The 18,023-nt window shown below is 61.5% G+C and carries 18 protein-coding genes; 6 read left to right on the forward strand and 12 right to left on the reverse strand.

The features are described from left to right. Positions 1-71: 71 nt before the first annotated feature. Genes ACZ5RG_RS10120 through ACZ5RG_RS10140 form a run of 5 tightly spaced genes read right to left on the reverse strand, consistent with a single transcriptional unit; the run spans position 72 to position 4,196 of the window. A complete protein-coding gene (locus tag ACZ5RG_RS10120) occupies positions 72-842 on the reverse strand; it encodes a class I SAM-dependent methyltransferase (RefSeq protein ID WP_298600991.1) in 771 nt (256 codons plus the stop codon). Next, positions 839-1,393 (reverse strand): DNA-deoxyinosine glycosylase, encoded by a 555-nt coding sequence (locus tag ACZ5RG_RS10125; RefSeq protein WP_464446965.1) that lies wholly within the window; start codon positions 1,391-1,393, stop codon positions 839-841. The genes ACZ5RG_RS10120 and ACZ5RG_RS10125 overlap by 4 nt, the downstream gene beginning before the upstream one ends. Continuing rightward, the gene (locus ACZ5RG_RS10130) at positions 1,390-2,214 is read right to left on the reverse strand and encodes a TatD family hydrolase (RefSeq protein WP_464446966.1); all 825 of its coding nucleotides are present in this window, start codon (positions 2,212-2,214) and stop codon (positions 1,390-1,392) included. The genes ACZ5RG_RS10125 and ACZ5RG_RS10130 overlap by 4 nt, the downstream gene beginning before the upstream one ends. A gap of 25 nt (positions 2,215-2,239) precedes the next feature. After that, a complete protein-coding gene (gene lolD / locus ACZ5RG_RS10135; protein ID WP_298601000.1) occupies positions 2,240-2,935 on the reverse strand; it encodes a lipoprotein-releasing ABC transporter ATP-binding protein LolD in 696 nt (231 codons plus the stop codon). Then, the gene (locus tag ACZ5RG_RS10140; RefSeq protein ID WP_464446967.1) at positions 2,928-4,196 is read right to left on the reverse strand and encodes a lipoprotein-releasing ABC transporter permease subunit; all 1,269 of its coding nucleotides are present in this window, start codon (positions 4,194-4,196) and stop codon (positions 2,928-2,930) included. Before ACZ5RG_RS10140 ends, lolD begins: the two co-directional genes overlap by 8 nt. A gap of 185 nt (positions 4,197-4,381) precedes the next feature. Here ACZ5RG_RS10140 and ACZ5RG_RS10145 point away from each other — a divergent pair, with 185 nt between their 5' ends. From ACZ5RG_RS10145 to recJ, 3 genes are read left to right on the forward strand one after another with little or no spacing between them, the layout of a single operon-like run. After that, a complete protein-coding gene (locus ACZ5RG_RS10145; protein WP_464446968.1) occupies positions 4,382-4,957 on the forward strand; it encodes a cytochrome b in 576 nt (191 codons plus the stop codon). 52 nt (positions 4,958-5,009) lie between these two features. Further along, complete coding sequence (locus tag ACZ5RG_RS10150; protein WP_312261479.1) at positions 5,010-5,957, forward strand: hypothetical protein; 948 nt, start codon at positions 5,010-5,012, stop codon at positions 5,955-5,957. Then, on the forward strand, positions 5,954-7,663 hold the full coding sequence (recJ, locus tag ACZ5RG_RS10155) for a single-stranded-DNA-specific exonuclease RecJ (RefSeq protein WP_315135532.1): 1,710 nt from the start codon (positions 5,954-5,956) through the stop codon (positions 7,661-7,663). Before ACZ5RG_RS10150 ends, recJ begins: the two co-directional genes overlap by 4 nt. 3 nt (positions 7,664-7,666) lie before the next feature. On the opposite strand, the gene coaD is transcribed toward recJ, so the two are convergent. The 4 genes from coaD to ACZ5RG_RS10175 form a co-directional block, all read right to left on the reverse strand. Continuing rightward, on the reverse strand, positions 7,667-8,167 hold the full coding sequence (gene coaD, locus ACZ5RG_RS10160; RefSeq protein ID WP_298601230.1) for a pantetheine-phosphate adenylyltransferase: 501 nt from the start codon (positions 8,165-8,167) through the stop codon (positions 7,667-7,669). 39 nt (positions 8,168-8,206) lie between these two features. Then, a complete protein-coding gene (gene rsmD, locus ACZ5RG_RS10165; RefSeq protein WP_464446969.1) occupies positions 8,207-8,854 on the reverse strand; it encodes a 16S rRNA (guanine(966)-N(2))-methyltransferase RsmD in 648 nt (215 codons plus the stop codon). Between the two features lie 39 nt (positions 8,855-8,893). After that, positions 8,894-10,273, reverse strand: coding sequence for a M16 family metallopeptidase (locus ACZ5RG_RS10170; RefSeq protein WP_464448200.1), 1,380 nt, complete (start codon positions 10,271-10,273; stop codon positions 8,894-8,896). 150 nt (positions 10,274-10,423) lie between these two features. Beyond that, on the reverse strand, positions 10,424-11,866 hold the full coding sequence (locus ACZ5RG_RS10175; protein WP_464446970.1) for a M16 family metallopeptidase: 1,443 nt from the start codon (positions 11,864-11,866) through the stop codon (positions 10,424-10,426). Between the two features lie 28 nt (positions 11,867-11,894). Between ACZ5RG_RS10175 and ftsY the strand changes: the two genes are divergently transcribed. The 3 genes from ftsY (at position 11,895) to ACZ5RG_RS10190 (ending at position 15,298) form a co-directional block, all read left to right on the forward strand. Then, a complete protein-coding gene (ftsY, locus tag ACZ5RG_RS10180; protein ID WP_464446971.1) occupies positions 11,895-13,031 on the forward strand; it encodes a signal recognition particle-docking protein FtsY in 1,137 nt (378 codons plus the stop codon). Positions 13,032-13,223: 192 nt separating this feature from the next. Continuing rightward, positions 13,224-14,156 carry an RNA polymerase sigma factor RpoH gene (gene rpoH, locus ACZ5RG_RS10185; protein WP_312261488.1) on the forward strand — a complete coding sequence of 311 codons (933 nt, stop codon included), beginning with the start codon at positions 13,224-13,226 and terminating at the stop codon, positions 14,154-14,156. Positions 14,157-14,305: 149 nt separating this feature from the next. Then, entirely contained in the window at positions 14,306-15,298 is a 993-nt protein-coding gene (locus ACZ5RG_RS10190) for a Bug family tripartite tricarboxylate transporter substrate binding protein (protein ID WP_464446972.1), read from the forward strand. Between the two features lie 82 nt (positions 15,299-15,380). On the opposite strand, the gene ACZ5RG_RS10195 is transcribed toward ACZ5RG_RS10190, so the two are convergent. The 3 genes from ACZ5RG_RS10195 to ACZ5RG_RS10205 are packed head-to-tail and all read right to left on the reverse strand — an operon-like array spanning position 15,381 to position 18,021. Next, the gene (locus ACZ5RG_RS10195) at positions 15,381-15,944 is read right to left on the reverse strand and encodes an SCO family protein (protein ID WP_298601233.1); all 564 of its coding nucleotides are present in this window, start codon (positions 15,942-15,944) and stop codon (positions 15,381-15,383) included. Positions 15,945-15,997: 53 nt separating this feature from the next. Then, a complete protein-coding gene (cyoE, locus tag ACZ5RG_RS10200; RefSeq protein ID WP_298601214.1) occupies positions 15,998-16,894 on the reverse strand; it encodes a heme o synthase in 897 nt (298 codons plus the stop codon). Beyond that, positions 16,891-18,021: a COX15/CtaA family protein gene (locus ACZ5RG_RS10205; RefSeq protein WP_464446973.1), complete on the reverse strand. Its 1,131-nt coding sequence runs from the start codon at positions 18,019-18,021 to the stop codon at positions 16,891-16,893. Before ACZ5RG_RS10205 ends, cyoE begins: the two co-directional genes overlap by 4 nt. Positions 18,022-18,023: the final 2 nt, after the last annotated feature.

The following is an 18,023-nucleotide window of genomic DNA, read 5'->3' on the forward strand; positions in this document are numbered from 1 at the left end:
GGCAAAGAACCCATGGTTTACCCTAGGTAATCTTCGTGCATGCACATGCTACGGCGTGGCTTGGCGTGGACTTATTTGGTCAAGGGTTTGAAGACCTTGAGCCATTTCGGTGCGGGCAGACCCCATTGGGTCTCCATGGCGGCGGCAGCCGACATCAGGGCATCGCGCGACGGGCGAGTGGCGGTGCGCTGGGCCAGCACAATGGCGTTGCCTTCACGGGTGGGTTTGAAAATCCACACCGCGTCTTCGCCAAATGCCGCGCAAATCTTCTCAACGCTTTCGCCATAACTGGACGAACGGCCAAACAAATTCACAGTCATACAGCCTTGCTGGGTCAGCAGTTCACGGCAGTGACGGTAAAAGTCGGGCGTATCCAGCACAGGCGCAGCCGCTTCTTCGTCATACAGATCGACTTGCAGGGCATCGACCGTGCCACGCCATTCGTCCTTTTGAATTTCCAGGGCCGCATCGGCCAGCACGACACGCAAGCGCTCGTCGTCCGGCGGCAGACGGAACCAGCCCCGGCAGGCGTGCAGCACACCGGGGTTGAGCTCGACCGCAGTGCAGGTCATCTTGAGTTTTTTGTAGCAAAACTTGGTGATGGTGCCCGCGCCCAAACCCAGCTGCATGGCGTGCGCGCCCTTGACTTCCGCGTGCGGGAAAAAGAGCAACCAGCCAAACATGCGCTGTACATATTCCAGCTCGATGTCGAAGGGCCTGTCCAGGAACATCGAGCCCTGAATCCATTCGGTGCCCAAGTGCAGGTAACGGATCTCGCCGTCTTCGGAGAAATTGACTTCGGGCAGCTCAAGGCTGGGGGTGGAGGATTTTTTTCGGCTCATGGGGTCAGCACTGCCCGCCAGGCAGTGAGTTTTTGTTCAAAGGTCCACGACGCATTCGCTGGACTGGTCGATGGTAGGCGATGCAGCTCAACTCTTTCGGCCAAACCGGCCAACGCCAGCATTTTTCCGAGCGCTTTGGCGTGGCGAAAGCTTTCGCCGCCGTTGTGGGCGATAACGTCCAAGTTGGGGCAGCGCTTCAGCAAAGCCGGAAAGTCGTTCAGCTGCGCCGCACGAATGGCGCTGTCCAGGCTGCCCTCGCGCTCGCATTGCGCATACACATCCCACACGCCAACGCCCTGCGCCAGCAAACACTGGCAGCGCCACGCGTAATCTTTGTCGCCCGGCCAAGGCGCATCGGGCCACAGGGCCTGCATGATGGGCCAAAAATGGTTTTGCGGGTGGGCGTAATACTGCTGCAACTGCAAGGACTTGACGCTGGGGAAACTGCCCAGCACCAGCACCCGCGTGTGGGGCCCCACCAAAGGCGGAAGCCCTTGCAAACGGGTGGGCGTGCCCGCAACCGGGGGCACCCCAGGTACACACGCCGTCATAAAGCCGCCAGTTTGGGCAAGGCCCGCTGCGCATTGCAACAGGTGGCTGCGGCCACATCGGCAAGCGATGCGCCCCGCAATTCGGCCAGCACCTGCGCGATGCGGGGCAACTCGGCCGGACTGTTGCGCCCTTGTGCTGCGCCCTGCGCCCGCTGCTCTGCGGTTTGGTAAAGCCAGTGCGGCGGAATGTCGGGCGCATCGGTTTCCAGCACGATGGCGCTCAAAGGCAGATCGCAGGCCAAGCGGCGCAGCTGCAAAGACCGCTCGTACGTCAGCGTGCCGCCAAAACCCAAAGCAAAGCCCCGGTCGACAAAAGCTTGCGCTTGTTGGCTGCTGCCATTGAAGGCGTGCGCGATGCCCGAAGTGACCGGCCACTGGCGCAAGCCTTTGAGCAAAAGATCGGCTGAACGGCGCACATGCAAGATCACGGGCAGACCGTGCTGCTGCGCCAGTTTCAGTTGCGCGGTGTAAAAAAACCATTGGCGTGCGCGCATCTCGGCTGTGCACAGCGCAGGTACAAAAAAATCCAGACCGATCTCGCCCACCGCCACCAAGCGCGGGTCACCACAGCGCTCGGTCAGGGCACGGTCAAGCAATAGCAAATCGGCCTCTTGGGCCTGCGGCACATACATAGGGTGGATGCCCAAAGCATAGGCATCGCCATGCTGCTCGGCCAATTGCGCCACTTCGGCCCAGTGTTTGGCGTGCACCGCCGGGATCACGCAGCGCGCTACACCCGCCTGTCGGGCCGCATGGCGCACCGCATCGCGGTCGGCGTCAAACTCGGCCGCATCCAGATGGCAATGGGTGTCGATCCACATCCTGCGTCAGAATTTTCTAGCGGACTCAAACAGGTGCTTGCAGCACGCCCTTGACCAAGTGCAACTGCCGGTCGCAGCGTGCGGCCAAGGCCTGGTCGTGCGTGACCACCACAAAAGCGGTGCCACGTTCGCGGGCCAGTTGCAGCATCAGCGCAAACACACCGTCGGCGGTTTCGCGGTCCAGGTTGCCGGTGGGCTCGTCGGCCAGCACACAGGCCGGGTCGTTCACCAAGGCGCGGGCCAGGGCCACGCGCTGGCGCTCGCCACCTGACAGCTCTGAAGGACGGTGGTGAACACGTTCACCCAAGCCCACACGCTGCAACCACTGGGTAGCCACAGCGGCGGCTTCGGCGCGGTCTTGCCTGCGAATCCATAAGGGCATGGCCACGTTGTCCAAAGCGCTGAACTCGGGCAGCAAATGGTGGAATTGGTAGACAAAGCCGAGGTAGCGGTTGCGCCACTGGCCTTGCTCGGTGGCACTCAAGGCCGACAACAACTGCCCTTTGAGCTGCACCGTGCCCTGGGTGGGCGCATCCAGCCCGCCCAGCAAATGCAGCAAGGTGCTTTTGCCCGAACCCGAAGCACCCACGATGGCCAAGGTCTGTCCTGCGTGGACCTCCAGATCGACGCCTTGCAGCACGGTCACGTCCAAACGCCCTTCGGTGAAGCGCTTGGTCAGGCCCTGGGCCTTCAGCACCACTTCGTTTTTCATCTCATTCATAACGCAGCGCCTCTGCCGGATTGACCTGGCTGGCACGCCAGCTGGGGTAGAGCGTGGCCACAAAAGCCAGCACCAAGGAAATGATCGCCACCGGGAAAATGTCGCTGGCCAGCGGTTCGCTGGGCATGCGGCTGATCAGGTAAATGTCGCGTGGCAAAAAGCTGGCATTGAACAGCGTTTCCAGCGCGGGCACGATCACGTCAATGTTGAAGGCCACCAACAGGCCCAACAACAAGCCACTCATGGTGCCGATCACGCCCACGGTGGCACCTTGCACCACAAATATGCCCATGATGCTGCGTGGGCTGGCACCCAGCGTGCGCAAGATGGCGATGTCGGCGCGCTTGTCGGTGACTGTCATCACCAGCGTGCTGACCAGGTTGAAGGCCGCCACCGCCACGATGAGGGTGAGGATGATGAACATCATGCGTTTTTCGACCTGCACGGCAGCAAACCAGGTCTTGTTTTGCTGGGTCCAGTCGCGCACAAAAAACTGCGGGCCCAAAACCAATTGCAAGTCACGCGCCACTTCACGCGCCAAATGCAAATCACGCAACTTCAGGCGCACGCCGCTGGGGCCTTCCAAGCGGAACATGCGGGCAGCATCATCAACGTGCATGAGCGCCAGGGCCGAGTCGTATTCGTAGTGGCCTGAAGAAAACGTGCCCACCACACCCAGCTGTTTCATGCGCGGCACCACGCCCGCAGGTGTGATCTGGCCCGAAGGAGAGACCAAAGTCACCGGGTCGCCCGACTGCACCCCCAGGTTGCTGGCCAAATCGCGCCCCAACACCAAACCAAAACCGCCCGATTGCAAACGCGACAACACCCCGACCTGCGTGTCCGATGACAAATCACTGACTTCAGGCTCCAAGGCCGGGTCAATGCCGCGCACCAGCACGCCCTTCATGTCCTCGCCCCGCGCCAGCAAAGCCTGCGCCGTGATGAAGGGCGCCGCACCCACCACCTGCGGGTGGGCCTTCAGGCGAGCCAGCAAAGCAGGCAAATCGGCCACGGCAGCGCCATCGGCGGCATAGACCTCGATGTGCGAGACCACGCCCAGCATGCGGTCGCGCACTTCTTTTTGAAACCCGTTCATCACGCTCAGCACGATGATCAGCGCCGCCACGCCCAGGCCAATGCCCATCATGGACACACCCGAGATAAAGGAAATGAAGCCATTGCGCCGGGTGGCGCGGCCTGCACGCGTATAGCGCCAACCCAGCACCAGCTCGTAGGGAATGTTTTTGAAAAATGACATGGCCCTATTGTGACGAATACCCCAAGCGGATCGCCCCATATCGACCCAAGACCCGGACACGCAGGCTGAGCGCCCTGTGCAAGGGCGCGGACCCTGGCCAACTTCTGAAGGCCTGTGTCTTCAGACTGACATCATCTAGCGCAAGAATAATTAACAAACCAAATAACTCATTTTTAACCACTGCCATGAAAATCCCATCCTCCACGAACACGCCCGCTGCAGCGCATTACAGCCCCACCGTGATCGCATTGCACTGGATCATGTTTGGGCTTTTCATCGCCGTATTTGCCAGCATTGAATTGCGTGTGCTGTTTGAAAAAGGCACTGAACCGCGCGAGATGATGAAAACCATTCATTTCATCGTCGGCCTGGTCGTGTTGTCCCTGGCTTTGTTGCGCATCGCAAGCCGAGTCCTCACTCCACAGCCCAAACCCGCCCCTATTCCGGGTGGGGCTTTGGTCAATGGCTTGGCTCAGTTGGCCCATATTGCGCTTTACGTCGTGATGATTGGCATGCCCCTGTTAGGTTGGTTGTCCCTGAGTGCAGCCGGAAAACCCATCCCATTTTTGGGGTTTGAGTTGCCTGCGTTGATCGCACCGGACAAAGCTTTTTCCAAACAAATCAAGGATTTGCACGAAACCATGGGTGTGGTCAGCTATTGGCTGATCGGATTGCACATAGCTGCCGCCTTGGGTCACCACTGGATTTTGAAAGACAAGCTCATCGAGCGCATGTCCTTGCGTCATTTGCACCGGTCCTGAAATTCATCAGGCCCCGCTGGCTCTAAAGAGGGGGCCTGCGACAATCGGGCCCATGCACCTGATCATTCCCTACGCGGCCAGCCACAGCTTCAACGGCCAAGAGGCTTTGGCGGGCTTACCCTTGCCGAATTTGCAAGCGCTGTTGGCCCTTTTGCAGCGCCAGCAGGTGCTGCAAGACGCCGAACGCACACCGCTGCACCTGCCACACGAACGCCTGCAAGCCCAAGCCCTGGGCTGGCCCCACGAGACCGACACCCTGCCCTGGGCCGCATGGCACCAGTCACAGCAAGGCGCAGTCAGTGCCGCCCCACAAGCCTGGATGACGCCCTGCCACTGGCAAATTGGCATGGACCAAGTGGTGATGGCCGACCCTTCGCATTTGCACCTGTCTGACGAAGAATCACAGCAACTGCTGCAGGCCATGCAGCCGTTTTTGCAAGAAGACGGCCTGCAAGTCACCTGGCACAGCGCTTTGCGCTGGCATGCCCAAGGCAAGATGCTGGCCGACGTGCCCGCCGCCTCGCTGGACCGTGTGATTGGCCAAAACGTGAAGCACTGGATGCCCGAGCACCCGGCCTTGCGGCCTTTGCAGCGTCTGCAAAGCGAGATGCAGATGCTGCTGTACAACCACCCGGTCAACGATGCCCGCGACGCCCGCAGGCAGCACACCGTCAATGCCTTTTGGATGCACGGCGCAGGCACCTTGCCTGTGGGCAGCCAAGCGACGGCGCAGTCCGTGACCGTGTCAGAGGCCTTGCGCTCCAGCGCCTTGCACGGCGACATGCAAACCTGGCGAAAAACCTGGCAAACGCTGGACGCCACAGCGGTGGCCGACATGCTCAAGCACCTGAAAGCCACCGGTCAGGGCACGCTCAGCCTGTGCAGCGAGCACACCGCCCACACCTACACGCCCGCCCCTGCCGCCTGGCACCAGCGCATTGCGCGTGTCTTCAACAAAACCTCACCTGCGGCGGCATTGACCGCCTTGATCACCCCATGAATTTGCTCACCCGAGATGTGCCACCCCGCAGCGCCTGGGCACTGGAACAAGCGGGCATCCACCCGCTGCTGGCCCGCCTGTATGCGGCCCGTGGCGTGCAGTCCAAAGACGAACTCGACGACGCGCTGAACTTGCTACTGCCTCCGGCCGGCATGTTGGGCACCAACGAAGCGGCCAAGATGCTCGCTGACGCCATGGCGCAGAGCAAGCGCCTGTGCATCGTGGCCGATTACGACTGCGACGGGGCCACGGCCTGCGCCGTGGGCGTGCGCGGTCTGCGCATGCTGGGCGCCCAAAACGTCAGCTATTTGGTGCCCGACCGGGTGGTGGACGGCTATGGCCTGACCCCCACCATCGCCCAGCGGGTGCACGCCCAGGGCGCAGATGTCTTGATCACCGTGGACAACGGCATCGCCAGCGTGGCGGGTGTGCAGGCGGCGCAAGCGCTGGGCCTGCAGGTGCTGGTGACCGACCACCACCTGCCGGGCAGCGAATTGCCCAGCGCCGAAGTCATCGTCAACCCCAACCAACCGGGCTGCAACTTCACCAGCAAATCCATCGCGGGCGTGGGCGTGATGTTTTATGTGCTGCTGGCCCTGCGGGCCGAGCTGCGCCAAAGAGGGGTATTTGATGCCAGCAACCAGCCCCGGCTGGACGCCCTGCTGCCGCTGGTGGCTTTGGGCACCGTGGCCGACGTGGTCAAGCTCGACCCCAACAACCGCCGCTTGGTGGCGCAAGGCCTGCGCCGCGTGCGTGCGGGTGCTTTGCCGCCGGGCATGGCGGCGCTGATGCGTGCAGCCAGCCGCGAAACCGCCAAAGCCACCACCTTTGACTTTGGCTTCGCTTTGGGACCGCGCATCAACGCCGCAGGCCGTCTGGCCGACATGACGCTGGGCATCGAGTGCCTGCTGACCGACGACACGGGCCGCGCCGACGAACTGGCCAAACAGCTGGACGCGATCAACCGCGAGCGCCGCGTGATCGAGGGCGACATGCGCGAGATGGCGATGGAGATGGCCGAGTCGCTTTTTGACGAAGGCGACGAGCCACCACCCGCCATTTGCGTGTTCGATCCGGATTTTCACGAAGGCGTGGTGGGCATCGTGGCCTCGCGCATCAAGGACAAACTGCACCGCCCCACCTTTGTCTTTGCTGCCAGCAGCGCACCGGGCAAAGAACACGAACTCAAGGGCTCGGGCCGCTCGATTGCAGGCTTCCATTTGCGCGACGCGCTCGACCTTGTGGCCAAACGCGCGCCCGGCGTGCTGCTGCGCTTTGGCGGCCATGCCATGGCGGCGGGCTGCACCATTGACGAAGAACACCTGGATGTGTTCGAGGAAACGCTGAGCCAAGTGGCGCTGGAATGGCTGGACGCCGCCACGCTGCAGCGCCGCTTGGAAACCGACGGCCCCTTGCCCGCCGAATACCGCCGGGTGGACTTGGTGGAGATGCTGCACCACGAAGTCTGGGGGCAAGGTTTTGCGCCGCCCGTGTTTTGCGAAGAAATCGAAGTGGTGTCGCAGCGGCTGGTGGGCGAAAAGCACCTGTCACTCAAGATGAAACACCAAGGCCAGCCGGTCGACGGTATCTGGTTTGGCCGCACCGAGCCTTTGCCTGCACGGGTGAAACTGGCTTATCGGCTGGACGCCGACGAGTGGCAGGGCCAAAAGCGGGTGCGATTTTTGGTGGAAGGCGCGGAGCTTTGAGCCTCAGTGCTTGGTCGCCACCTTGGCTTGCAAAGCATTGAGCACCGGCGCTGAGACCAAGCCCGACACATCACCACCCAGTTTGGAGATCTCGCGCACCAAGGTGCTGCTGATGTGTTGCACGCCCGCACTGGTGTGCAAAAACACGGTGTCCACCTCAGGGGCCAGATGGCGGTTCATGCCCGCCATTTGAGTTTCGTAGTCGTAATCGGTCACCGAGCGCAAACCGCGCACGATGAGCTGCGCGTTTTGCGCACGCACAAACTCCACGATCAGGCCGTCAAACGGCATCGCCTTCACGTTGGGGCAATCGACCAGTGCGGCCTGCGCAAGCGCCAAGCGCTCATCCAGCGAGAACATGGTGTTTTTATGATGCGCACGGGCCACAGCAATGATGACTTGGTCAAACATCTGCGCGGCACGCCGGATCGCATCTTCGTGGCCCAGGGTCAGCGGGTCAAACGTGCCGGAATACACAGCGGTGACAGAGGCGGATCGGCTCATGGCAGGCTCCTTGCGGGCAGATGAAGTGACATCGGGAATTTATGCGGTGCGCTGCAACAGGTGGGCATGCACCGCACCCGCTTTGAGGTGGCGCTCGCATTGCAAGCCCAAAGCAGCCAAGGCCTCGTCCGGCCACTGCACGGGCGCTTCGAGGTAGATCCAGCCGCCTGCAGGCACCGCTTTGGCTGCGGCTTTCAGGGCGGGTTCAAACAAAGGGCCGTCAAAGGGGGGGTCGATGAACACCAAATCCACGCTGCCCGCAGGCAAACGGGCCAACGTGGTCACAGCATCCCCGCGCTGCACACTGACCATGCTGGCTTTGAGGCGCATGGCATTGCCTTGCAAGTCACGCACCAACACGGCGTCTTGCTCGACCATCAGCACATGGGCCGCGCCGCGCGATGCAGCCTCCAGCCCCAGCACACCCGTGCCCGCAAACGCATCCACGCAGCGCCAGCCACTCAGATCTTGGCCCAGCCAGTTGAACAGGGTTTCACGCACGCGGTCGGGGGTGGGGCGCAGACCCGGTTTGTCGATGACTTTCAGCCGGGTGCGGCGCCATTGCCCGCCAATGATGCGGATTTCGTGCGAAGGCGGGCCTTTGGGGACCCGGTGCTGGGGCTTTTTAGCGGCGGGCTTTCGGGCTGCGCCGCTGGTCGCCTGGCGTGTAGATTTGGATGAGGGCATAGGCTGCAAGTGTAAAGGCCATGACCCCACATTCGCGCCTCAGGGCTGCGCGCCCAGCACCACGGTGACCATGCGCTGAGGCTGCAGCACCCGGGCCATGGCGCGGCGCACATCGTCCAGGCTCACGCGCTCGACTTGCTGGGTCCAGGTGTCCAGGTAATTGAGTGGCAAGCGGTTCCAGGCGATGTTGGCCACGTTGTCCAGCAGCTTGCGGTTGCTGTCGATGCGCAGCGCGAATCCGCCCACCAGATTGGATTTGGCGGCCATCAATTCGGCCTCGGTTGGGCCTGCGCTCACAAAGCCTTGCACCACTTCTTTGGCCACGGCCACGGCTTGGGTGGCCTGGTCAGGGCGGGTTTGCAAACCCACCGTGAACGCCCCGGCATGCAAGCCGGGTGAAAAATAGCTGTACACGCTGTAGCTCAAGCCGCGCTTTTCGCGCACCTGTTCGCTCAGGCGCGACACGAATCCCCCGCCACCCAAAATGTGGTTGCCCACCAACAAGGCAAAGAAATCCGGGTCATTGCGCTTGTAACCCGGCTGGCCGATCAACACGTGGGCCTGGGCCGAATCAAAAGGCACGCTCAGGTTTTGTGCTTCAGCCAAAGGGGCCACTTCGGGCACCGTAGGCAAGGGCTTGCACGCCGAGGTGTTGGGCCACAGCGCCAGCAAACGCGTGACCAGCGCATCGGTCTGCGCCCGGGTGAGTGCCCCCACCACGCTCACCGATGCGCGGCAAGTTTGCAAGGATTGGGCATGCAAAGTGTGCAGGTCCTGCACACCGATGCGTGACAAGGACTCGGGTGTGGTGCGGTAACCGTAAGGGTGCACACCGTACACCGCCGAAGCAAATTTTTGTTGCACCAAGGTGGCGGGTTTCGTCAGAGATTCTCGGATGGCTGCACTGATGCGTTCGCGGTCACGCAGCCAAACGGCCTCGGGAAACGACGGGTGAGCCATTTGCCGGGCGGCAAGCGCGACGGCTTTGTCCAGCAGGTCTGGGTAACTCAGGCTGCGCAGCGAAAAACCCATGCGGTCCGCACCCGCACTGGCCCCAAAACTGGCCCCCAGATCGGCCCAGGCTTCACCGATTTGATTTTCATCCAGTGCCTGCACATAAGCCCCCGACCTGGCAGGTGCCGAACGCAAACCACTGGACATTTGTCCGGCCATCACCGAGGCCAGACCCGCTTGCGCAGCGGGGTCACGGCGGCTGCCTGCATCCAGGTCAATTTGCACGTCCACCATGGGAATCGCGTGGCTTTCGACCAGGTACACGCGGGCCCCACTGGCTTGTGTCCAGTGTTGAATGGGCAAAGCGGCATGCGCCCAAGTGCTGGCCAGCAAACAACTGGCCAGCCAGGCCACACGGGACAGTCGCCCCCATGAACGAAGCGGGTGAGGCGAACCAGAAGACATCAACAACATAGAGGGTTTACTTTCACACGGGGTTTCGCTGGGGGCAGCCATCGAGATCCAGGTCGAGACACCGGTCAAAACCGAAGCCGAACCCCGCCGCAAAGAACAAAGCAAGTGCATTCACGTCAGTGGCCAATGGCGATGCCCAACTCAATGACGCGCACCAGGGACAACGCGCTTGGCACGGGGCTGCCCCGACACCGCTTGCGGCCGCAAAGTCGCGACCGTGAGGCTGTCGTCGCCAAAGTATTTTTGAGCCACTGCCTGCACTTGGGACGGGGTCACTTGGCGCAAGCGCTGGATCAATTGGGCGCCGTGATCGGCTGGCAAGCCCAGCGTCCAGGCCACGCCCAATTCGCGGGCTTGGTTGAAGACCGAGTCGAGCTTGTAGATTTCACTGGCCACCCATTGGGTCTTGACACGCTGCAACTCGGCATCGGTCACCCCTGCGGTGGCCACGCGCTGGATCTGGGCACGCAAGGCCACTTCCAGCGCTTCGGGCGTTTGGCCCGGAGCAGGCACGCCTTCCAGATAAAAGAACTGCGGGCCACGGCCCATCAAACCATTGTGTGCGCCCACGCTGTCGGCCAAACGCTGCTCACCCTGCGTCAAGGCCCGCTCCAAGCGGGCACCGCTGTAGCCATCCAGCACCGCCGCCAGCACCGTCAAGGCCAAGGCATCGTCGTGCTCGGGTGTGACCTCCAGACTGGCCAGGCGCGGCACTTTGAAGGCCAGCGCGACATACGACTGTTCGGCAGGCGCTTTGAACTCGAACCGGCGCAAGCCTTGCTGAGCGGGCTCTTGCTGAGGCTTGCGCTCGGCCACGGGCCGGGCAGGCATCACACCGTAGTATTTTTCGGCCAGTGCTTTCACCTGCAAAGGATCGACATCGCCCGCGACCACCACGACCGCGTTGGCCGGTGTGTACCACTTGCGGTAAAAATCTCGGGCGTCTTGCGCCGTCATGGCTTCCAGATCGCTCATCCAGCCCACGATAGGGCGGCGATACGGCGATGCCGACAAAGCGGTGGATGCCAGCATTTCGTGCAACTGGGCACGGGGGTTGTCGTCGGTGCGCAGGCGACGCTCCTCTTTGACCACCTCCAGCTCTTTGGCAAATTCGGCATCGGGCCACTGGTTGTTGGCAAAGCGGTCAGCCTCCAGGCGCATCACAGCTTCCAGCTGGCTGGACGGAATTTGCTGGTAATAGCCTGTGTAGTCTTTGGAGGTGAAAGCGTTTTCGCGCCCACCCAAAGCGGCCACCCGGCGCGAAAATTCACCCGCAGCCAAATTGGGCGTGCCCTTGAACAGCATGTGCTCGAGCACATGGGCCACGCCACTGGTGCCATCTACCTCGTCCATCGAGCCCACCCGTAGCCAGACCATGTGCACGGCAGTGGGGGCTCGGCGGTCGGGTTTGACCCACAGCGCCATGCCGTTGGCCAAAGTGAAGTTGTGCACCTGGGCCGAGGCTGTGCCGCTGGCTTGCCCGGTGGCTGCCTGCCTGGCTTGAGGGGCTTGGGCCGATACGCCCCCAGCTGCGACCAGCAAGGCGGTGGCGACAGCGATACCCCAGAGAAAGTTCGGTTTCATAGAATGCATGATCCTTGAAATCCACACCATGTTCAGTTTCTTCAAAAAAAAATCCCCACCACCCGAGGCTCAATCCGTTCCAGCCCCGGTCTCGGGCTTGGTCGCAGCACCTGCTGCAGCCCAAGCTGAGCCTGTGTCGCAGCCATCTGCTGCTGCCTCAGACGCGGTAACTGGCCCCGCGGCGCTCACCGCCATCGAGGCGGCCACGCCGGTGCCCAACGCCGCAGCAACCCCGCCGACGGCACCCCCGACAGCACCCCCTGTGGCCCGCCAAGCTTGGCTGGACCGTTTGAAGGCGGGCTTGCGCAAGACGGGCTCCAGCATCGCCACCGTCTTCACCGGCACCCGGATTGACGACGAACTCTATGAAGAGCTGGAAACAGCGTTGCTGATGGCCGATACAGGCGTCAAAGCCACCGAGCATTTGCTGCAAGACCTCAAACGCCGCGTAAAAGAGACCAAAACCACTGAAGCCTCACAGGTCAAGACCTTGCTGGCCGATGCCATCACCGACCTGCTTTTGCCCCTGCAAAAACCCTTGTCGATTGGCGACCACCAACCCACCGTGATCATGGTGGCGGGCGTCAATGGCGCAGGGAAAACCACCTCCATTGGCAAATTGACCAAGCACCTGGCCGACGAAGGCCTGAGCGTGCTGTTGGCGGCGGCCGACACCTTCCGTGCGGCGGCCAAGGAGCAACTGGCCGTTTGGGCCGACCGCAACACTGTCGAGATTGTCAGCCAGCAAGGCGGCGACCCGGCTGCCGTCAGCTTTGATGCCGTCACCGCAGGCCGCGCCCGGGGCCGCGATGTGGTGCTGGTGGACACGGCCGGCCGTTTGCCGACACAAACGCACCTGATGGAAGAGTTGAAAAAAATCAAGCGCGTGGTGCAAAAAGCCGACAGCACGGCCCCGCACGAGGTGCTGCTGGTGATCGACGGCAACACCGGCCAGAACGCCCTGGCCCAAGTGCGGGCCTTTGACGACACTTTGGGCCTGACCGGCCTGATCGTGACCAAGCTCGATGGCACGGCCAAAGGCGGCGTGCTGTGCGCCATTGCCCGCGAAAAACCGATTCCGGTGTATTTCATCGGGGTGGGCGAAAAGCTGGAAGACCTCGAAACCTTCGATGCCCGGGAGTTTGCACAGGCCCTTTTGAGCTGATTGCCCAGCCGAATTCAAGCCACAGATCACGCCGAAATAAGGGTCTGGAATGTCAGCCAGCCCACAGACCACCGCCTGCAACGCCCTGCAAAATCATGGAAAACCCTGATGCCCTCGCGGCATCAGCCCACACCACTTAGCACTCTCCCCTGTGGAGTGCTAATATCTCAGTATTCTGAAAGGAGTTCTGGTATGAACATTCAAACTGGTTCGCCCACCACTGCGATGACGCTGAGCAATCCATGGGCTGTGGTGCCCTCGCTCGGCCATCTGGACGCTTACATTTCTGCGGTCAACCGCATGCCCATGCTCACCCTTGAGGAAGAGCAAGAGGCCGCCCGCCAGCTCAGGGCCAACGACGACATCGAAGCCGCCCGCAAGCTGGTGCTCTCGCACCTGCGCTTGGTGGTGTCGGTGTCCCGCCAATACTTGGGCTATGGCCTGCCACATGGCGACCTGATTCAGGAAGGCAACGTGGGCCTGATGAAGGCCGTCAAGCGTTTCGACCCCGACCAAGGCGTGCGCCTGGTGAGCTACGCGCTGCACTGGATCAAGGCCGAGATTCACGAATACATCCTGAAAAACTGGCGCATGGTCAAGGTGGCGACCACCAAGGCCCAGCGCAAACTGTTTTTCAACCTGCGCTCGATGAAGCAAGGTTACAAAGCAGACGCCGATGAAGGCACGCACCGCGACACGCTGACACCAGCGCAGGTTGACTCGATGGCCCACAGCCTGAACGTCAAGCGCGAAGAAGTGCGCGAGATGGAAATGCGCATGTCTGGCGGCGATGTGCTTTTGGACCCCGCACCTTCTGACGATGGCGAGCAGGCCTTTGGCCCGATTGCCTACTTGGCCGACGTCAACCACGAACCCACGGCCATGATCGAAGCGCACCAGCGTGACGTGATGGCCAGCGATGGCTTGGCTACTGCGCTCAATGCACTGGACGATCGCAGTCGCCGCATCGTGGAAGAGCGCTGGCTCAAAGTGAATGACAACGGCTCCGGTGGCATGACTCTGCACGACCTGGCCGACGAATACGGCGTGAGCGCCGAGCGCATCCGTCAGATTGAAGTGGCGGCCATGAAGAAAATGAAGAAAGCCTTGGTCGAATTCGCCTGATCTGCAGCTTGGCTTTTGCCACTGCCACCGAGCGCCATACCCGGTCTTGACCGGGTATTTTTTTGGGCTGTCACGGCCAAGGACGATCCCCAAACAAGTGCCCGCGCTGCGCTAAAGTGACGGCTGTTTTGCATCTTGAGGAATTCACCATGAACATCGGCAAGCGGTTACAGCTTTCACCTCGCTGGGCGCATCATGCCGCCTGCGCCTTGTTGGCACTGGGCATGGCCCCGGCTTGGGCCGCCGATTGGCCCACCCAAACCGTGCGCCTGGTGGTGGGCTTTCCCGCAGGCTCCAGCCCCGACCTGAGCGCTCGCGCTTTGACAGAGCCTTTGGCCAAAGCACTGGGCCAAAACGTCGTGGTGGAAAACAAGGTCGGTGCCGGTGGCAACATCGCGGCCGATTTTGTGGCCAAGTCCACCGACGGTCATACCTTGGGTTTGATGATCAACGGCAACATGACGATTGCCCGCATCCTGAACCCCAAAGTACCGTACGACCCCTTGAAGCATCTGGCACCGATCAGCCTGATCGGCAAAGCCCCCTTGGTCCTCACCGTGCCTGCCAATGCGCCCGGCCAGACTGCAGCCGAGTGGCTGACCCAAGCCCAAAAAGCGGGCAACACGCTCAGCTATGCCTCACCTGGCGTGGGCACCGTCGCACATTTGGGCATGGAGCTGCTGAAAAGCAAAGCAGGCATCGCCCCCGTGCATGTGCCCTACCCTGGCAACCCACAGATCATCACAGCCATGCTGGGCGGCCAAGTGCAATTGGCGTTGCTGCCGCCGGCCATGGCGGCTGCTCAGGTGAAAGGTGGCAAATTAAGAGCCATCGGCACCACCAGCACTGGGCGCAGCCCGGTCGCACCCGAGGTGCCCAGTCTGGCCGAGATCGGCGTGAAAAACTACCAGCTCGAGATCTGGAATGCCGTGGCCGCTCCCGTTTCGATGCCAGCAGCCGTGGCCAGCAAATTGTCGGCGCTAGTCAGCGACATCGTGCGCAGCCCTGACATGCGGGCGCGTTTGTTCCAGCAGGGCTGGCAAGTGGTGGGCTCTTCGCCCGAAGGTTTGCGCAACCGCATCGATGCAGACACCCAGGCTTTGGGCGAGATCATTCGCCATCAAAAAATCGAACTGAATTGATCGCCTGCGGGTGCCGGTGCCGGTGCTGTCCGTTTTGCAGTGGCGCTCAGGGGGGGGCAAGCGCCGTCGGTGCCCGCCTTCATCACTTGCCGCTGAGCAAAATTTTGACATCGGCTGCCAGCGCTGCCGCACCACTGGCGTGGCGGTTGTACAGACGGATGCGGCCCTGCGGATCAAAGGTGAAGCTGCCTGCAGAGTGGTCCATGGTGTAGCTGGTAGGGGTTTTGCCTTCGACCTTTTTGTAATAGATCTTGAAGTCTTTGGTGACCTTGGGCAGTTGCTCGGCTGTGGGGCGCAAGGCCACAAAGTCGGCGCCGAAATTGGCCATATAGGCCTGCAAAAGCTCGGGGGTGTCACGCTCGGGGTCGACCGTGATGAAGATGCTTTGCAAACGCGCCCCATCGGCCCCCAACAACTGCTTGGCCTCGGCCATCTCTTGCAAGGCCGTAGGGCAGACATCAGGGCATTGGGTATAGCCAAAAAACACCACAACCGCCTTGCCTGCATAGTCTTTCAAGGTACGGACCTGGCCATTCTGGTCACTCAATTCCCAGCCTTGTGCATAGTCAGCACCGGTGATGTCCACCCCGCGAAATGTGGGCTTGTCCTGGCCACAACCCACCAGAGCCACCAGACCGCTGACCATGCCCAGCGCCAAGGCCCACTGGGGGAAAATTCTGCGTTGCACCATGTCAGGCCTTAAAAAATGTAGTGATCGAGCAGCAAGGCGGCAAACAAAGCGCTCAGATGGATCAGTGAAAAACGGAAAGTTTTGCGGGCCAATTCGTCCGAGTATTCACGGTACAGCGCCACCGCATAGCCAATGAAACCGATGCTCAGCACCACGGCGACGGCCAGATACAACCACGAGCTCATGCCATAAACAAAAGGCATGAGGCAAGATGCCATCAAAACAACGGTGTAAAGCAGAATTTGCAGACGCGTGAATTCGTTGCCGTGCGTCACAGGCAACATGGGCAGGCCGGACTTGCGATAATCCTCAACCCGATACAAGGCCAGTGCCCAGAAGTGCGGCGGTGTCCACAAGAAAATGATCAAGAACAAGATCAGCGCTTCTGGCCCCACTTGGCCCGTCATGGCCGCCCACCCCAGCACCGGGGGCATGGCCCCGCTGGCCCCACCGATCACGATGTTTTGTGGCGTGAGCGGTTTCAAAATCACGGTGTAGACGATGGCATATCCCACGAAGGTGGCAAAGGTCAGCCACATGGTGAGCGGGTTGACCATCGCGTACAACACAGCCGAGCCCAAAGCGCACAGAACGCCCGAAAACAACAAGGCTTGGCGGTCGCTCAACTCGCCCTTGGCGGTCGGACGCCAGGCGGTGCGTTTCATCTTGGCATCGATGGTTTTTTCGACCAGGCAATTGAAAGCCGCCGCCGCACCCGCCACCAGCCAGATGCCGACGCAAGCCCACAGGCCCAACCTCAACTCGGCCATGCTGGGTGCACCCGGCACGGCCAGGACCATGCCGATCAAGGCACAAAAAACGATCAGTTGAACCACGCGCGGCTTGGTCAGTGCGTAGTACTGGCGCCAAGCGGACGTTGGCAATGGGGCAGTGGCTGCGGTCATGCGGCGGGCCTTGATGGGGTAAGTGAACGAGAAGAAAGTTCGGCGCGGCTGATGCACAGCGCCCAGGTCAAGGTGACGACCATGGCGGCTGCGCCACCGGTGTGCAGCACGGCGGCCAGCAAAGGCCAGCCCAGCACGACATTGCTCAGTCCTGTGATGAACTGCAGGGCCGACAAACGCAACAACCAGCGGCCAGCAGAGATGAGGCCTGGTTGCTGGCGCAAACGCCAACCCACCCACAACAACACCGCCAGCACCACCCATGCGGCCGAGCGGTGCACAAAGTGAATAGACGACAAGGCCAGAAAGGGCAGGATCTGGCCATCGGGTGTGTGGCCCAACTCGCGCCACAGGCTAAACCCCTGCCAGTCCATCGCAGGGACCCATTGGCCGTTGCAGGTCGGGAAATCGGGGCAAGCCAGTACCGCGTAATTGGTGCTGACCCATCCACCCAAGGCAATTTGCAGCCACAACAAGACAAAGCCGGTCCATAAACCCGCACGCAAACCCGCCGGTACGGGCCTTGAGCCTGCTCCGCCATAGCGCACGGCTTGCGCCGTCAGCAAGGCCAACAAGCCAATGCCAAACATGAGGTGCAAGGTGACGATGGCCGGAAACAACTTCATGGTCACGGTCAACGCCCCAAATGCACCTTGCAGACACACCCACACCAGCGTGAAGGTGGGCCACCAGGGGCTGATGCTGTCGCTTTGGCGGCGCTGCCACCAAGTCATGATGGCCAAGCTCAGGATCAACACCCCCACCCCGCTTGCCAGATAACGGTGCACCATCTCGATCCAGGCTTTGCCTTGCGTCACAGGGCCGGTGGGCATGGCAGTTTCGGCTGCCGTGATGTGGGTGCTGGCGCCCATCGGGCTGGCACTGCCATAGCAACCGGGCCAATCCGGGCAACCCAATCCCGAATCGGTCAGGCGCGTGAAGGCGCCGAACAACACCAAGTCAAAGGTCAGGAACAAGGTAATCAGGGTCAGGGCCTTCAAACGCCCGGACGGCGTGGCGCTGCGTTGCCGCCAGAGCCACCAGCCCAAGGGCAATGCCGCCACAGCCAAGCCCACAGCCATGAGCTGCAAAGTCGGCGCGAGGTTGTACAGGTCAACTTCGGTCATGT

The organism is Limnohabitans sp. TEGF005 (genome assembly GCF_055394835.1).

Bases quoted from the DNA above. Each gene is read 5' to 3' on its own strand.
- ACZ5RG_RS10190 (WP_464446972.1), top strand. From the start codon at position 14,306: ATGAACATCGGCAAGCGGTTACAGCTTTCACCTCGCTGGGCGCATCAT.
- lolD (WP_298601000.1), bottom strand. From the start codon at position 2,935: ATGAATGAGATGAAAAACGAAGTGGTGCTGAAGGCCCAGGGCCTGACC.
- rsmD (WP_464446969.1), bottom strand. From the start codon at position 8,854: ATGCCCTCATCCAAATCTACACGCCAGGCGACCAGCGGCGCAGCCCGA.
- recJ (WP_315135532.1), top strand. From the start codon at position 5,954: ATGAATTTGCTCACCCGAGATGTGCCACCCCGCAGCGCCTGGGCACTG.
- ACZ5RG_RS10170 (WP_464448200.1), bottom strand. From the start codon at position 10,273: ATGTCTTCTGGTTCGCCTCACCCGCTTCGTTCATGGGGGCGACTGTCC.
- ACZ5RG_RS10175 (WP_464446970.1), bottom strand. From the start codon at position 11,866: ATGAAACCGAACTTTCTCTGGGGTATCGCTGTCGCCACCGCCTTGCTG.
- ACZ5RG_RS10125 (WP_464446965.1), bottom strand. From the start codon at position 1,393: ATGACGGCGTGTGTACCTGGGGTGCCCCCGGTTGCGGGCACGCCCACC.
- ACZ5RG_RS10120 (WP_298600991.1), bottom strand. From the start codon at position 842: ATGAGCCGAAAAAAATCCTCCACCCCCAGCCTTGAGCTGCCCGAAGTC.
- cyoE (WP_298601214.1), bottom strand. From the start codon at position 16,894: ATGACCGCAGCCACTGCCCCATTGCCAACGTCCGCTTGGCGCCAGTAC.
- ACZ5RG_RS10150 (WP_312261479.1), top strand. From the start codon at position 5,010: ATGCACCTGATCATTCCCTACGCGGCCAGCCACAGCTTCAACGGCCAA.
- ftsY (WP_464446971.1), top strand. From the start codon at position 11,895: ATGTTCAGTTTCTTCAAAAAAAAATCCCCACCACCCGAGGCTCAATCC.
- coaD (WP_298601230.1), bottom strand. From the start codon at position 8,167: ATGAGCCGATCCGCCTCTGTCACCGCTGTGTATTCCGGCACGTTTGAC.
- ACZ5RG_RS10130 (WP_464446966.1), bottom strand. From the start codon at position 2,214: ATGTGGATCGACACCCATTGCCATCTGGATGCGGCCGAGTTTGACGCC.
- rpoH (WP_312261488.1), top strand. From the start codon at position 13,224: ATGAACATTCAAACTGGTTCGCCCACCACTGCGATGACGCTGAGCAAT.
- ACZ5RG_RS10140 (WP_464446967.1), bottom strand. From the start codon at position 4,196: ATGTCATTTTTCAAAAACATTCCCTACGAGCTGGTGCTGGGTTGGCGC.
- ACZ5RG_RS10195 (WP_298601233.1), bottom strand. From the start codon at position 15,944: ATGGTCAGCGGTCTGGTGGCTCTGGTGGGTTGTGGCCAGGACAAGCCC.
- ACZ5RG_RS10145 (WP_464446968.1), top strand. From the start codon at position 4,382: ATGAAAATCCCATCCTCCACGAACACGCCCGCTGCAGCGCATTACAGC.
- ACZ5RG_RS10205 (WP_464446973.1), bottom strand. From the start codon at position 18,021: ATGACCGAAGTTGACCTGTACAACCTCGCGCCGACTTTGCAGCTCATG.